Source organism: Myroides profundi, assembly GCF_000833025.1.
In the GTDB taxonomy this organism is placed as follows: domain Bacteria; phylum Bacteroidota; class Bacteroidia; order Flavobacteriales; family Flavobacteriaceae; genus Flavobacterium; species Flavobacterium profundi_A.
Window position 1 is genome coordinate 2,015,533 of sequence record NZ_CP010817.1, and the last position, 15,734, is coordinate 2,031,266.

Genomic DNA, 15,734 nt, shown 5'->3' on the forward strand with positions numbered 1-15,734 from the left:
GTTATTTATGTGAATTCTTTTAAGAAGAAAAGTCACTAACGGATCTTTAATTTTAACTCAACTATTTTTATAGTAAAAAATCAAATTTATATTATTAAATATACAGACAAAATTACAAATTTGGCTGTAAAAAAGCTAATTTATCATTTGCCTCTATCCTTATTAATATCTAGAAATAAATACTATACATTTTAAGTGATTTAAAATATTTGGTATTTAGAATAGCTTTAAAACACAAGCATTTTCTTGCTCTACTATTAAATCGTTAAAAAAACATATTAGCACGCATATTTCAAATATTTATACTTTATTTTGTATAGCATAAATAATATAAAATGGAAAACATAACAACAGAGCATTACGATATTTTATTCGGACAAGAAGCATACGAACATTTAGGTTCATATTTAAATAACAATGGCTATAGTAAGCTTTTTATCTTGACGGATTCTAATTGTTATGAACACTGTTTGCCTTATTTCTTAAGTAACTTGCCTACAGATGTACCTTTCGAAATCATAGAGGTAGAAGCAGGTGAGGAGAATAAAGTATTAGACACTTGTGCTGGTGTGATTCAGACTATGTTAGAACAAGGAGGAGATCGCAAGAGTATCATTATCACTGTAGGAGGTGGGGTGATTACAGATATGGGAGGTTTTATCGCTTCTATATTTATGCGTGGAATAGACTTTATCAATATTCCTACTTCATTATTAGCCATGGTAGATGCTTCTGTGGGAGGAAAGACAGGAGTTGATTTAAATGGTATCAAGAACTGTATAGGTGCATTCGCTATGCCTAAGATGCTAATCATCGATGTAAATTACTTAGAAACTTTAGAGGCTAGACAAATTAAGGCTGGATATGCAGAAATGTTAAAACACGGCTTGATATTTGACGCCAAATATTATGCGTATCTTAAGGATATCGCGAATGTTGATTTTAATGATTTAGAAACGCTTATTCATCATTCAGTAACCATTAAGAATACTGTGGTAACACAGGATCCAAAAGAACATGGTGTTCGCAAGATTTTAAACTTTGGACATACGGTAGGTCATGCTGTAGAGAGTTACTATCTAATGAATGAGTCTAAAGAAACTTTGCTACATGGAGAAGCTGTTGCATTAGGTATGGTCGCGGAGGCTTATATTTCCAAAGAATTAGGATATTTAACTCAGGAAGAATATTTAGATATAAAAGAAACAATACATACTATATATGGCGTTGTAGAACTATCAAATGAAGACATCGAAAACTCGTTAGAGTGGTTGAAGTTTGATAAAAAGAACTACGGTGGTAATATACGTTGTGTATTATTAGATAAAATAGGCTCTGCTATCTATGATATAGAAGTAAGCAAAGAGTTAGTAGTAAAGGGGTTAGAGGCTTATTTGAATTAAGGTTCAAAAACAATTAGTTTTTCCTTTTTCATTCCAATATTTTGTTACATTTGCGGTCGTGAAAATAGATGTTTTATATATTAGATTCTGTGTGTCTGCAAGGCACAAAGTAAGGCGTTTTGTCATCAGACAAAAGGCTAATTATGTATATGGCATTATCAAGTATTCTAAGGAGGCTCTTAATTCGTTTAGATTCAGAGATAAGTTGCCAATAGTATTTGCCAATATTCGAGTTTGAAAATCAATATAGTTAAATCTTGATTGTTTTTATGAAGACATAACTATCTAGTCCGATAATAATTGACTAATTTAGTTGCAATACAATCAAGTTAATTGAGAAAGAATTTTTTTAACCATTATTAAAAGAAAAAGACATGAACACAAAATATGTTGACTTAATCAACCAAACTTTTTATTTTCCTCAAGAAGAATTCAAATTAAACAAAGATAATCTTCAATTTCACAATATTGATTTAATGGGGTTAGTTGAAAAATACGGAACACCATTAAAATTCACTTACTTACCTAAAATCTCTGAGAACATTAGCAATGTAAAGACTATCTTTAGAAAAGCTATGGAAAAGAATAAGTACAAAGCAAACTATTACTACTGCTACTGTACTAAAAGTTCTCACTTCTCTTATGTACTGAATGAGGCATTCAAGAATGATATCCATGTAGAGACATCTTCTGCTTTTGACGTAAACATTGTAGAGAATTTATTAGAGACTGGTAAGATCAACAAAGATACATTCGTATTATGTAACGGATTTAAACGTGCGCAATACATTGATAATATCGCAAATCTAATCAATAATAAACACGAGAATACTATTCCTATTATTGATAACTATGAGGAGCTTGATCTATTACAAGAACAAATCAACAAGAAGTTTAAAATCGGTATTCGTATAGCTTCTGAAGAATCTCCAAAGTTTGAATTCTATACTTCACGTTTAGGAATAGGATACAAGAGTATCTTGCCTTTCTACAGAAAGCAAATCGCTGAGAATCCTAATGTAGAGCTTAAGATGCTTCACTTCTTCATCAATACAGGTATTAGAGATACTGCGTATTACTGGAATGAATTAGTAAAATGTTTGAAAGTTTATATCACTTTAAAGAAAGAATGTCCTACATTAGATAGTTTAAATATCGGAGGAGGATTTCCTATTAAAGATTCATTAGCTTTTGAATTTGATTACCAATATATGGTAGACGAAATCATCAATCAAATCAAGATAGTATGTGAGGAAGCTGAAGTGGATGTGCCTAATATCTTTACAGAATTTGGTTCCTATACTGTAGGTGAGAGTGGAGGAGCTATCTATGAAATCTTATACCAAAAGCAACAAAATGATAGAGAGAAATGGAATATGATCGATTCATCATTCATTACTACTTTACCAGACTCATGGGCTATCAATAAACGTTTTATCATGTTGCCTATCAATAGATGGAATGATACTTATGAGCGTATATTGTTAGGAGGATTGACTTGTGATAGTGATGATTACTATAACTCAGAGCAAAACTTAAACGCAATCTATTTGCCTAAGTTTAATAAAGAAAAACCTTTGTATATTGGGTTCTTTAATACAGGTGCTTATCAAGATCAGATCGGAGGATTTGGAGGTATTCACCACTGCTTAATTCCACAACCAAAACATATCTTAATAGATAAGGATGAGAATGGAATTATTGCTACAGAGTTATTCTCTGAACAACAGACTGCAGAGCAAGTATTAGATATCTTAGGATATAACAAATAAGAATTAAAAGAAATTATTAATATAAAAAGTAAAAATAAAATGAGTAAAGGACCAATTAGTCAGTTTATTGAGCATAACTATAGACACTTTAACGCTGCTGCGTTAGTGGATGCTGCAAAAGGATATGAAGCACACTTAGACGCTGGAGGAAAAATGTTAATTTCTATGGGTGGTGCGATGAGTACTGCTGAGTTAGGAATTTCTTTAGCAGAGATGATTCGTCAAGATAAAGTACAAATCATTTCTTGTACAGGAGCTAACTTAGAAGAGGACGTGATGAACTTGGTTGCTCACTCTCACTACAAAAGAGTACCAAATTATAGAGATTTGACTCCAGAGCAAGAGAGAGAGTTATTAGATAACCACTATAACCGTGTAACTGACACTTGTATTCCAGAAGAGGAAGCATTCCGTCGTTTACAAAAACACTTAGAAGACGTATGGCATGCAGCTGAAGCTGAAGGAAAACGTTATTTCCCACACGAATTCTTATACCAAATCGTTAACTCAGGTGTATTAGAGCAATACTACGAAATCGATCCTAAAGATTCTTGGATTGTTGCTGCAGCAGAGAAGAATATTCCAATCGTATGTCCAGGATGGGAAGATTCAACTTGTGGTAATATCTTTACTTCAAACGTAATCAAAGGAAAATTAAATGTACACACTGTAAAAACAGGTATCGAGTACATGATCTACTTAACAGAGTGGTATAGAGCTAACTCAGGAGGACACGGAGTAGGATTCTTCCAAATCGGAGGAGGTATCTCTGGAGATTTCCCTATCTGTGTGGTTCCAATGATGTACCAAGACTTAGAGTGGGAAGATGTACCTTTCTGGTCATACTTCTGCCAAATCTCTGATTCTACTACATCTTACGGATCATATTCAGGAGCAGTTCCTAACGAAAAAATTACATGGGGTAAATTAGATATCGACACACCTAAGTTCATTGTTGAGTCAGATGCTACGATTGTTGCTCCATTAATTTTTGCATATATTCTTGGTAATTAATTTTTAATTTTTCACAGTAAATAAATGTGATATTTTATTTGTAGTTTACAATTTAGCTATTACATTTGAAACTGAAATAAAGCAAGAACAAAGAATGAAAAGAGTAATTGTTGATTACGCAAAGTTAACGAACGAAATTTTGACATTATTGGTTGAAAAATTTCCTGACGGGTATGATGATGCAGACATTATACGTTTTAAAAACGTAAAGAACGAAACTGTAGAAGCAGTGGAAGTTAGAACTGAGGATACTATATACCTGGTAAAAGTAAGTACTAAGTTAGCAGATAGAATTGAAAACTTCGATGAGGATGAAGAGGATTTCGTAGAAGCTCCAGAAGATTCATTAGATGCACTAAAAGACTTAGAAATTGCTGACGATGAAGATTAACAAAATAATCTAAATATAGAAAAGCCACTCCTAGCGAGTGGCTTTTTTATTGTAGCATATCGACTTTTCAATCTAGCTTAATAAACATAAAAAATAGATGATCTAAAAGGTGTTTTTGTTTATGATTATCTAAAGCTTTCTATTCTTATAACTTTTATTATTCTAGATATACTGTATTTGGCTTTTAATTTTATGTAAACTTCCTTAAAGACTATGAACTTCTATAATTTTCAATATATTTGCAAACGATTAAAAATTCACAATATATTTTAAAATATGAAAGCAGGTATAGTAGGATTGCCAAATGTAGGTAAATCAACATTATTCAATTGTTTATCTAATGCAAAGGCGCAGAGTGCTAACTTCCCATTTTGTACAATAGAACCGAATATTGGGGTTGTGAATGTACCAGATCCAAGATTGTCTAAATTAGAAGAGTTAGTAGTACCAGAGCGTGTATTACCTGCTACTGTTGAGATTGTAGATATTGCTGGGTTAGTAAAAGGAGCAAGTAAAGGAGAAGGTTTAGGAAACCAATTCTTAGGAAATATTAGAGAGTGTAATGCTATTATTCACGTTTTACGTTGTTTTGACAATGATAATATCATTCACGTAGATGGGAATGTAAATCCTATCAGAGATAAAGAAACTATCGATATCGAATTACAGTTAAAAGATCTTGAAACTGTAGAAAAGAGATTAGAGAAAGTAAAAAAAGCTGCTAAGACTGGAAATAAAGAAGCTCAAGTAGAAGCTGATTTATTAGAAAGAATTAGAGTAACGCTATTAGAGGGTAAATCTGCTCGTGTAGTAGAGCCTAAAAATGCAGATGAGGAAGAGTTATTAGAAGACTTCCAATTAATCACTACAAAACCTGTATTATACGTATGTAACGTAGATGAGGGAGCTGCTGTATCAGGAAATGATTATGTAGTTAAAGTAAAAGAGCTAGTAAAAGACGAAAACGCAGAAGTAATCGTATTAGCTGTAGGAACTGAGGCTGACATTATGGAACTAGAGACTTTCGAAGAAAGACAAATGTTCTTAGAAGACTTAGGATTAGACGAGCCAGGTGTGTCTAAATTAATTCGTTCAGCTTATAAATTATTAAACTTACAAACGTACTTCACAGCTGGAGTAAAAGAAGTAAGAGCTTGGACTATTAAAGTTGGAGATACTGCTCCTAAAGCAGCTGGAGTAATTCACAGTGACTTCGAAAAAGGATTTATCCGTGCAGAAGTAATAGGATATGATGATTATGTAACTTTTGGTTCTGAAGCTAAAGTAAAAGAAGCTGGAAAGCTAAGAGTAGAAGGGAAAGAATATATCGTAAAAGATGGAGATGTAATGCACTTCCGTTTTAACGTGTAATCTATCAAATAGAAAAGACAAAAGAGAAGCTAATTAGCTTCTCTTTTTTTTTGCTAATATTTTTAGTAAAAGTAAATTAGGAATTGTTAAAATTTTATAGAATTTTGTAGTAGTGATTAGGCAATTTGTCTTATTATTATATTTGACTTTAAAATCAATGGTTTAGGGGTTAAATAATCTTTAAGTTTAAAAATATTAGTATCTTAATTCTTTTAATTATAGTCTGACTATGCAGAATAGTGGTTTTAAAAAAATAATCTTATTATTTAAGCAATCTGTGTTTGATTTCTTAGATGACAATGCAATGAAGTTTAGCGCAGCATTGTCCTATTATACCATTTTTGCTTTACCTCCCTTAATGTTATTAATTATATCTGCAAGTGGATTTATTTTTGAGGAACAAGAAGTAGCTAATTTCTTCTACGATCAACTAAAAGATATGGTAGGGCCAAATACAACTACTGAGATACAAAACGCCATGAGCAATGTCCAGTTAAATAGAAAAAGTGGCTATATCACTACTATTATTGGGGTAGGTATTTTACTATTTAGTGCTTCAGGGGTTTTTGCAGAGATACAGAGCTCTATAAACTATATTTGGGGCCTAGCAGCTAAACCTGATAAAAGTATTGCTAGATTGGTTAAAAACAGGCTGCTTTCTTTCGCTATGATAGGTTCAGTAGGATTTGTCTTATTAGTGAGTCTAATGATTAATTCAATTGTGAGCCTTTTATATAGTTATTTAGGGAATTTCTTTGGAGAAGAAACACTTAGTTTAGTAAAATTACTTAACAATGCGGTGGTCTTTTTAATCATAACTATTCTATTTGTTCTAATCTTCATGACTTTACCTAATGGTAAGTTGAGATGGAAAGATGCCTTTATAGGAGCAGGTTTTACAGCTGTATTATTTATGATAGGGAAGTTCGGAATAGGTTGGTATTTAGGTAATACGGCTTCATCATCACTTTATGGAGCAGCTGGTTCTGTGACAGTTATGTTGATATGGGTATACTATTCGGCGATGATCCTCTATTTTGGTGCTGAGTTTACAAAAAATTATGCTATCTTATATGGCAGAAAAATAGTACCAGGGCCTTATTCCATTGAGATAGAGAAGAATGTTATCAAAAAGTCATCAGAGGATTAAATCCTAAAAAACTGTTATTTCACAATTTTTATTTTAAGCTAATTAGTAGTAAATTAGCGCAAATTCCTACGTTTTTATGCAAGATCAAAATCAATATACCGAAGATAATATTCGTTCGTTAGACTGGAAGGAACATATTCGTATGCGTCCTGGTATGTATATCGGAAAATTAGGAGATGGTTCTTCTCCTGATGATGGTATCTACATTCTAATTAAAGAGGTTATAGACAACAGTATAGATGAATTCGTGATGGGGACAGGTAAGACTATTGAGGTTACACTCAAAGATAAGCTTGTCACTGTACGTGATTACGGACGTGGTATTCCCTTAGGTAAAGTAGTAGACGTAGTGTCTAAAATGAACACTGGGGGTAAATACGATTCTAAGGCATTCAAGAAATCAGTAGGTCTAAACGGGGTGGGTACTAAAGCTGTAAATGCTTTATCTAACTACTTCCGCGTAGAGTCTGTACGTGATGGACAACTAAAAGGAGCTGAATTCTCTGCTGGAGATTTAGTAACAGAAGAAGAATTAGTAGAAACTACTAGACGTAAAGGAACTAAAGTTTCTTTCGTAGCTGATGAGGCAATCTTCAAAAACTATAAATACCGTAAGGAGTATATAGAGCGTATGCTAAAGAATTACTGTTATCTTAATAAAGGATTGACAGTAATGTTTAATGGAGAAAAGTTCTTTTCTGAAAATGGGCTTAAGGATCTTCTTTTAGAGAATATTACAGAAGAAGATCAAGTGTATCCGATCATTCACTTATCAGGTGATGATATCGAGGTAGCATTAACGCATAGTAAAAGTCAATATTCTGAGGAATATTACTCTTTTGTAAACGGGCAGAACACTACTCAAGGAGGAACTCACTTAGCTGCATTTAGAGAAGCTTTAGTAAGAACACTTAAAGAGTTCTATAATAAAAACTTCGATGCTTCAGATATTAGAAAGTCTATCGTAGCAGCTGTAGCTGTAAAAGTAGAAGAGCCTGTATTTGAATCTCAAACTAAGACAAAATTAGGATCTACTGATATGGGACCAGATCTGCCTACGGTACGTACTTTTGTCAATGATTTTGTGAAGACACAGTTAGATAACTATTTACACAAGAATCCTGATATCGCTGATGCGCTATTAAAGAAGATATTACAAGCAGAAAAAGAACGCAAAGAGTTATCTGGAATTAGAAAGATAGCTAAAGAGCGTGCTAAAAAAGCTAGTTTACACAATAGAAAACTAAGAGATTGTAGAGTTCACTTAACAGATATAAAGAATCCGTTGTATTTAGACAGTACTTTGTTTATTACAGAGGGAGACTCTGCTTCTGGTTCTATTACCAAATCAAGAAATGTTAATACACAGGCTGTATTTAGTTTAAGAGGAAAGCCTCTGAACTCTTATGGAATGACGAAGAAAATCGTATATGAAAATGAAGAGTTTAACTTACTACAGGCAGCATTAGATATAGAAGATGACTTTGAGAACTTAAGATATAACAATATCGTTATTGCTACTGATGCCGATGTGGATGGTATGCATATTCGATTGTTATTAATTACATTCTTTTTACAGTTCTTCCCAGAATTAATTAAAGAAGGGCATTTATACATCTTACAGACACCTTTATTTAGGGTGAGAAATAAGAAAGAAACTATTTACTGTTATAGTGAAGAAGAACGCATAAACGCTATTGAGAAATTAAAACCTAAACCAGAGATCACTCGATTCAAAGGGTTAGGAGAGATTTCTCCTGATGAATTCCAGTATTTTATAGGGGAAGATATACGATTAGATCCTGTAATGTTAGATAAGTCAATGTCTATCGATAAAATGTTAGAGTTCTATATGGGTAAGAATACTCCAGATAGACAAGAATTTATCATAGATAATCTTAAAGTAGAACTTGATGTTGTAGAATAATATTATGAGCCAAGAAGAGAATTTAGATCAAGAGTTAAACAATATAAATAATGAGCATCCAATAGAAGATTTTTCTGATGTTCAAGAAGAAGTAACGGAGACTATTACTAAGGTGACAGGTATGTACAAGGATTGGTTCCTTGACTATGCTTCTTATGTTATCTTAGAGCGTGCTGTACCTGCTATAGAGGATGGTTTTAAACCTGTTCAGAGACGTATTATGCACTCTATGAAAGAGTTGGATGATGGTCGTTATAACAAGGTGGCTAATATTGTAGGGCATACTATGCAGTATCACCCTCATGGAGACGCGAGTATTGGTGATGCCTTGGTTCAAATAGGACAGAAGGATCTTCTTATTGATATGCAGGGGAACTGGGGTAATATCCTAACTGGGGATGGTGCGGCAGCTTCTCGTTATATCGAGGCTCGTCTAAGTAAATTTGCTTTAGAGGTATTATATTCTCCTAAAATAACAAACTGGCAGGCATCTTATGATGGTAGAAAGAATGAACCTATCAATCTACCTGTTAAATTCCCTTTATTATTGGCTCAAGGAGGTGAAGGTATTGCAGTAGGTCTATCTACCAAGATACTTCCACATAACTTTAATGAGTTAATTGATGCATCTATTAAAATCTTAAAAGGAAAACCTTTTACTATTTACCCAGACTTCCCAACAGAAGGGATAGCAGATGTGTCTAATTATAATGATGGGGCTCGTGGAGGGCGTGTTCGTGTACGTGCTAAAATTGCACCGCTAGATAAAAATACTTTAATTATCACAGAGATTCCTTTCTCTACTACTACTACCAGCTTAATAGATAGTATATTAAAAGCAAATGAGAAGGGTAAAATTAAGATTAAGAAAATAGAAGATAATACTGCGGCTCAAGTTGAAATATTAATTCACTTACCTGCAGGAACTTCTCCAGATAAAACAATAGATGCATTATATGCTTTTACAGCATGTGAGACATCTATAGCACCATTAGGTTGTGTTATCCAAAATAATAAGCCTCTATTTACAGGAGTATCAGAGATGCTTAAGAATTCTACTCATCAGACAGTAGAGCTATTGAGAAGAGAATTAGAAATAGAGCTTAATGAATTAGAAGAGAAGTGGCACTTCCTTTCTCTTGAAAGAATCTTTATAGAGAATCGTATTTACCGTGCGATAGAAGAAGAAGAAACTTGGGAAGGAGTATTAACAGCTATTGATGAAGGATTAAAGCCTTTTGTTGTTAACCTTAAGCGTGCTATCACTCAAGAAGATATCATTAGGTTAACAGAGATACGTATTAAGCGTATTTCTCGTTTTGATATTGATAAAGCAAATCAAAATATCGAAGCTCTTGAAGGTGAAATAGAAGCTGTAAAATACAATTTAGAACACTTAATAGATTTCGCTATAAAATACTTTACTACTCTTAAAGAGAAATATGGTAAAGGTAAAGAGCGTCTTACGGAATTAAGAAGCTTTGATACCATTGAGGCAACTAAGGTAGTTCTAAGAAATACTAAACTTTATGTCAATAGAGAAGAAGGTTTCTTTGGTACAGGACTTAGAAAAGATGAGTATGTATGTGACTGTTCTGATATAGATGACGTTATCGTCTTCTTACGCGATGGTTCTATGATGGTATCTCGAGTAGACGAAAAGAAATTCGTCGGAAAGGATATTATTCATATTGCTGTATGGGATAAGAATGATAAGCGTACTATCTATAATTTGATATATAGAGATGGTAAATCAGGTTCTTCATATATTAAACGTTTTAATGTTACAGGAGTAACTCGTGACAAGATATATCCTCTAACTCAGGATAAACCAGGATCACAAATCTTATACTTCTCAGCAAATCCAAATGGTGAGGCAGAAGTAGTAACTATCTTATTGAGACAGTTGAGTAATGTTAAGAAACTGAAGTTTGATTTAGACTTTGCTGAGTTACTGATAAAAGGTAGAGTTGCTAAAGGTAATGTAGTTACTAAATACGCAATCAAAAAGATAGAATTAAAAGAGAAAGGTATTTCTACATTACGTCCTCGCAAAATATGGTTTGATGAAACTGTTAAACGACTAAATGTAGATGGTAGAGGAGAGTTATTAGGAGAGTTTAAACCAGAAGATCGTTTATTGATTGTAAGTCAAAGTGGTAAGGTTAAGACTATTATTCCTGAATTAACAACTCACTTTGAGGAAGATATGATCGTTCTTGAAAAATGGAAAGCGAATAAGCCTATTTCTGCATTGTACTTCGATGGAGAGAAAGCTCGTTACTATTTAAAACGCTTTATTATTGAAAACGAAAATAGAGAAGAAGTGTTTATTACAGAACATCCTAATTCAAGATTAGAAATTATATCTACTGATTTTAGACCTTTGTTTGAAATTGTGTTCCCAAAGATAAAAGGAGTTCAAAAAGAAAATTTAACTATTGATGTAGAGCAGTTTATCTCTGTTAAAGGAATAAAAGCTTTAGGTAATCAAGTGTCTATAGATAAGATAAAACAAGTTAATATCTTAGAATCTTTACCTTATGTAGAAGAAGAGGAAGAAGAGGAGGAGGAAGAAGAAATTATATTAGGAGAAGCTCCTAATATTGAAATAGACGATGACGGTCAGCAAACTCTATTGTTTTAAATTAATTAGATGAAATATAGATACTTATTAACTGCATTGCTATTAACTAGTTCTTTGTTTGCACAAGAGTTAGATGATAAGCTATTTGATAGTAATCGTGGCATTAAAAGTTTAAAAGATAGATGGGATCTTAATCCAGATAGCAAAGGAAAAACCTTTGCTATCACTCCATATAAACCAATATACTTACTTCCTGCACGCTGGTCTAGTAGACCTAATGAGATGCCTACTAGTCTACATGATGCTAACAGTGCTACTGAACCTATTGATTATAATAGAACTGAAATTAGATTTCAGATTAGTTTTAAAACAAAGGTTGCAACAGGATTGCTATGGGGAAAAGGAGATATTTGGTTAGCCTTTACGCAAACTGCTAATTGGCAAGCGTATAATGAATCAGAATCTAGACCATTTAGAGAATTAAATTATGAGCCAGAAGTGATCTTTAATTATCCTTTAGATTATTCTATTAATGATTTTAAATTTACGATGGCAGGAATTGGCTTCAACCATCAATCTAATGGAAAGAGTTTGCCATATTCTAGAAGTTGGAATAGAATAACGATGCATTTAGGAATGGAATATCACAATTGGACTTTCTTAGTTAGACCATGGTTTAGACTTCAAGAAGAAGCTAAGGCAGACGATAACCCAAGGATAGAAGATTATGTTGGTAGAGGGGAGACAATTATAGGATATCAAACTAAAAAGGGGCAGTTATTTACTTTATTACTTAGAAATAATTTAAGATTTAATAAAAGTCATAGAGGATATGCAGAGTTTACTTGGACATATCCTATAAAGAATAACTTAAAAGCTTTCCTTGTTGTAAATCATGGATATGGTGAAAGTATGATTGATTATAATTGGAAACAAACAAATATAGGAGTAGGGATATCATTAATGGAGTGGTTATAAAACTAAAAAAGGAGGAAAACATAAACTGTTTTCCTCCTTTTTTAATTAAGCTGACTATAGATGAGTAATGCTATTGACACAACAGCTAATGATAAACCAATAATATTTAGCTTAGATAGTTTTTCTTTAAAAGCAAAATATCCTATAAGCGTACCTAAAAGAATAACTCCATAATTCATTCCTGCAAAGACTACAGTCGGATTATCCGAAAAAGCTTTATGTGCATTTAAGTAGAAGTATATATTCATAAAGTTTAGCAAACCTACTAAACCTCCAAATAGTAAAGTTCTTTTATTTACTCTAAAATTAATCCTTTTAATAATTAAGTAAGTGCTATAAGAAATTAAAGAAAGTATTAAAGAACAAGTAAATATGTAAAATAGAGTAGAAGTGTAGGGGATTGAACTATGTAACGCTACTTGCTTAAAACATACGTCAATTACTCCAAAACCAATAAAAACAAAAAGTAAGTATAAATAATTGTTTTTACTCTTCATTTCATTACTATCGTTTTTGTTTAAGATTAAACCTATAGAGACAAAACCTATCAATAAAGCAGTATATTTTAAATTAGAAATATTTTCTTTAAAAATAAACACAGATGCTAATATTGGAATAAACAAAGACATTCTTTGGGCAATATCAGTTTTTATAATTCCTGTATTTTTAATACTTAGATATTGAACTAAAAATATAGTAGGTAATAAAAGACCTAAACCAATAATTAGAAATAAAGGAAAGTCTGTAATAGATACAGCTGAAGGTTTAAAAATTAAGAATGATAAAAGTACTGTAGTAATATAGTTTAAGATAATAATCTGAAATATATTAGTTTTTTCTTTTTTTAAAAGCTTAAACAGAACTCCAACAGAAATACTACTTAAAATACTAAGTATAAGATAGAGCATTAGATTTAATTTATAATTGATACAAATATACTTTATAATTGATACAAATATACTTTATAATAACTTAGAATAGGAAGTAGATTTAACAATAAAATAATCTATTTTACATAATATGTATTATAAATATACAGTATCTAATATAGATATAACTAATCACTAACTGAATTAACTAGTTCTTATATTAATAAAATTTACTAATTTTGTACAAAATATTATAGTATATTTAATATTTTAAGTTTTATAATTAATATGAAAAAGATACCTCGATATAACAGTTGTGACTTATTGGATCAAAATAATGTTTTAAAGGATTGCGTCATTTTTGATTTGCATAGAATTATTCAAATGCGTAATAATGTTGTTTCAGTTGCACATCAACATTCTTTTTATCAAATATTACTTATAATTAATGGTACAGGGATTCATCATATAGATAATCGTATCTATTCAGTAACTAAAGGAGATATTTTCTTTTTAGCTCCAGGTCAAGTTCATAGATGGGATTTTAATGAAACCACACAAGGTTTTATAATAAACTTTACTGCTGATTTTTTCTCTTCTTTTCTTTTAAATAAAGACTTCATTCAGTTACTCCCTTTTTTTGAGTATAATTCAGAATATACTAAGCTTAATATATTTAAACAGTATTCTACGATAGTTAATATATTTGACAAAATAACTTTTGAATTTCAAATAAAAGAAACTACAGATCTTAATCTGATTCGTATATATATACTAGAATTATTACTTCTTATCAAAAAGCAAGTAAACGAAGAATACAATTTTTCATATACACAGTTACAGCCAACTAATCTTATCAAACAATTTGAACACTTAGTTGAGAAAAACTTCTATGAATTAAGGTTTCCAAAAGAATATGCTAAACTATTATATGTAACGCCAAATTACTTAAATGCTATATGTCAAAAGATTAAGGGACAGTCTGCAGGCGAAATTATAAGAAGTCGTATTTTATTAGAAAGTAAAAGACTACTAGTCAATACTAATCTATCAGCAGGTGAAATAGCTTATAAATTAAGCTTTAAGGACAACTCCTATTTCTCAAGATTTTTTAAAAAATATGTAGGAGTATCACCTGATGAATATAGAAAATCATAATTGCTTTTAATAGCGTAAAAATGAACAAAAAAAATAGCAACAAATACATTTGTTGCTATTTTTTTATTTCTTAATTATCTAAGATTGAATCATCCCATTGAAGTTGATCATCATACCATAATGCCCCATTCTTAACTACTAATGGAGCGTTTATATTATTGGTATAAAGTGCTCCTGTTCCTAATCCTTGTGGCATATTAGACTTAAGTGTATAAGTCCATTGCGCTATAGCATTAAGGCCAATATTACTTTCTAATGCAGAAGTTATCCACCAACCAATATTTCTTTCTTTAGCTAATTTTATCCATTCAAGACTACCTTTAAATCCTCCTATTAGACTTGGCTTTAAGATAATGTATTGAGGCATAATGTTATCTAAAAGAGCTGCCTTATCAGTATAGCTAGTAACACCTATTAATTCTTCATCTAAAGCTATAGGAAGTGGAGTTATTTTACATAATTCCTCCATTTTAGCTTCTTGATGTTGTTTTATAGGTTGTTCTATACTATGTAAATTTAATAAACTTAAGAGCTCTAGTTTAAACATAGCCTCTTCAGGATGAAAGCCTCCATTAGCATCTACTCTAAGTTCTATTTGTTCTGCAGAAAAATGTTTTCTTATGTATTTAAGTAAACCAAGCTCTTTATCGAAATCAATAGCGCCAATCTTTAACTTAACACAATTAAAGCCTTCTTTTAGCTTTTCATCTATCTGTTCTTTCATGAAGGCCTCCTCTCCCATCCATACTAAACCATTAATGGCTATAGCATCCTTATTGTCAGTAAAGTTAGAAGGAAATAAGATAAAGGGATTCTCACTTTCTAAAGAAAGAAAAGCTTGTTCTAGACCAAACTGTATAGACGGCCAATCTCTTAGTTCTTCCCAAAGTTTTTCTTGACCTAAATGAATATTCTCTACTGTCCACTGTAGTTTTTCTTCATAATCAGGTCTATCATCAAAACTAAGAGAGCGCAGTATACCGCACTCTCCTATTCCTATCTTATTATTTTCTTCTAATACAATATACCAAGTCTCTTTCTCTGTAAGAATTCCTCTAGAGGTACCAGAAGGTCTTTTGAATATTAAATTATATTTTTTATATCTAGCAGTCAT

The 15,734-nt window shown here is 31.7% G+C and carries 11 protein-coding genes and 1 pseudogene; 10 read left to right on the forward strand and 2 right to left on the reverse strand.

Annotated features, from left to right (window positions below; all coding sequences use genetic code 11):
• Window positions 1-335 precede the first annotated feature (335 nt).
• The 9 genes and pseudogenes from aroB to MPR_RS08880 all read left to right on the forward strand — a co-directional run bounded on the left by aroB (window position 336) and on the right by MPR_RS08880 (window position 12,593).
• Window positions 336-1,403 carry a 3-dehydroquinate synthase gene (gene aroB / locus MPR_RS08840; protein WP_041891707.1) on the forward strand — a complete coding sequence of 356 codons (1,068 nt, stop codon included), beginning with the start codon at window positions 336-338 and terminating at the stop codon, window positions 1,401-1,403.
• 374 nt (window positions 1,404-1,777) lie between these two features.
• Window positions 1,778-3,175 carry a type III PLP-dependent enzyme domain-containing protein gene (locus tag MPR_RS08845; RefSeq protein WP_006261249.1) on the forward strand — a complete coding sequence of 466 codons (1,398 nt, stop codon included), beginning with the start codon at window positions 1,778-1,780 and terminating at the stop codon, window positions 3,173-3,175.
• Window positions 3,176-3,214: 39 nt separating this feature from the next.
• Window positions 3,215-4,189 carry a deoxyhypusine synthase family protein gene (locus MPR_RS08850; RefSeq protein ID WP_006258808.1) on the forward strand — a complete coding sequence of 325 codons (975 nt, stop codon included), beginning with the start codon at window positions 3,215-3,217 and terminating at the stop codon, window positions 4,187-4,189.
• 94 nt (window positions 4,190-4,283) lie between these two features.
• Window positions 4,284-4,577, forward strand: a pseudogene (locus MPR_RS08855) (hypothetical protein); the annotation flags it as partial.
• Window positions 4,578-4,856: 279 nt separating this feature from the next.
• Window positions 4,857-5,951: a redox-regulated ATPase YchF gene (ychF, locus tag MPR_RS08860; RefSeq protein WP_041891712.1), complete on the forward strand. Its 1,095-nt coding sequence runs from the start codon at window positions 4,857-4,859 to the stop codon at window positions 5,949-5,951.
• Between the two features lie 229 nt (window positions 5,952-6,180).
• Entirely contained in the window at window positions 6,181-7,101 is a 921-nt protein-coding gene (locus MPR_RS08865; RefSeq protein ID WP_041891716.1) for a YihY/virulence factor BrkB family protein, read from the forward strand.
• Between the two features lie 76 nt (window positions 7,102-7,177).
• Window positions 7,178-9,028, forward strand: coding sequence for a DNA topoisomerase IV subunit B (locus tag MPR_RS08870; protein ID WP_006265332.1), 1,851 nt, complete (start codon window positions 7,178-7,180; stop codon window positions 9,026-9,028).
• Window positions 9,029-9,032: 4 nt separating this feature from the next.
• Window positions 9,033-11,675: a DNA gyrase/topoisomerase IV subunit A gene (locus MPR_RS08875; RefSeq protein ID WP_041891719.1), complete on the forward strand. Its 2,643-nt coding sequence runs from the start codon at window positions 9,033-9,035 to the stop codon at window positions 11,673-11,675.
• A 9-nt stretch (window positions 11,676-11,684) separates the two neighbouring features.
• Complete coding sequence (locus MPR_RS08880) at window positions 11,685-12,593, forward strand: phospholipase A (RefSeq protein ID WP_041891722.1); 909 nt, start codon at window positions 11,685-11,687, stop codon at window positions 12,591-12,593.
• Between the two features lie 41 nt (window positions 12,594-12,634).
• Here the strand turns inward: MPR_RS08880 and MPR_RS08885 are convergent, their stop codons facing one another.
• On the reverse strand, window positions 12,635-13,501 hold the full coding sequence (locus tag MPR_RS08885; RefSeq protein ID WP_041891725.1) for a hypothetical protein: 867 nt from the start codon (window positions 13,499-13,501) through the stop codon (window positions 12,635-12,637).
• Window positions 13,502-13,750: 249 nt separating this feature from the next.
• On the opposite strand from MPR_RS08885, the gene MPR_RS08890 reads away from it, so the two are divergent.
• Complete coding sequence (locus MPR_RS08890; RefSeq protein WP_041891728.1) at window positions 13,751-14,620, forward strand: helix-turn-helix domain-containing protein; 870 nt, start codon at window positions 13,751-13,753, stop codon at window positions 14,618-14,620.
• Window positions 14,621-14,690: 70 nt separating this feature from the next.
• Here the strand turns inward: MPR_RS08890 and MPR_RS08895 are convergent, their stop codons facing one another.
• Window positions 14,691-15,734: an o-succinylbenzoate synthase gene (locus MPR_RS08895; RefSeq protein WP_041891732.1), complete on the reverse strand. Its 1,044-nt coding sequence runs from the start codon at window positions 15,732-15,734 to the stop codon at window positions 14,691-14,693.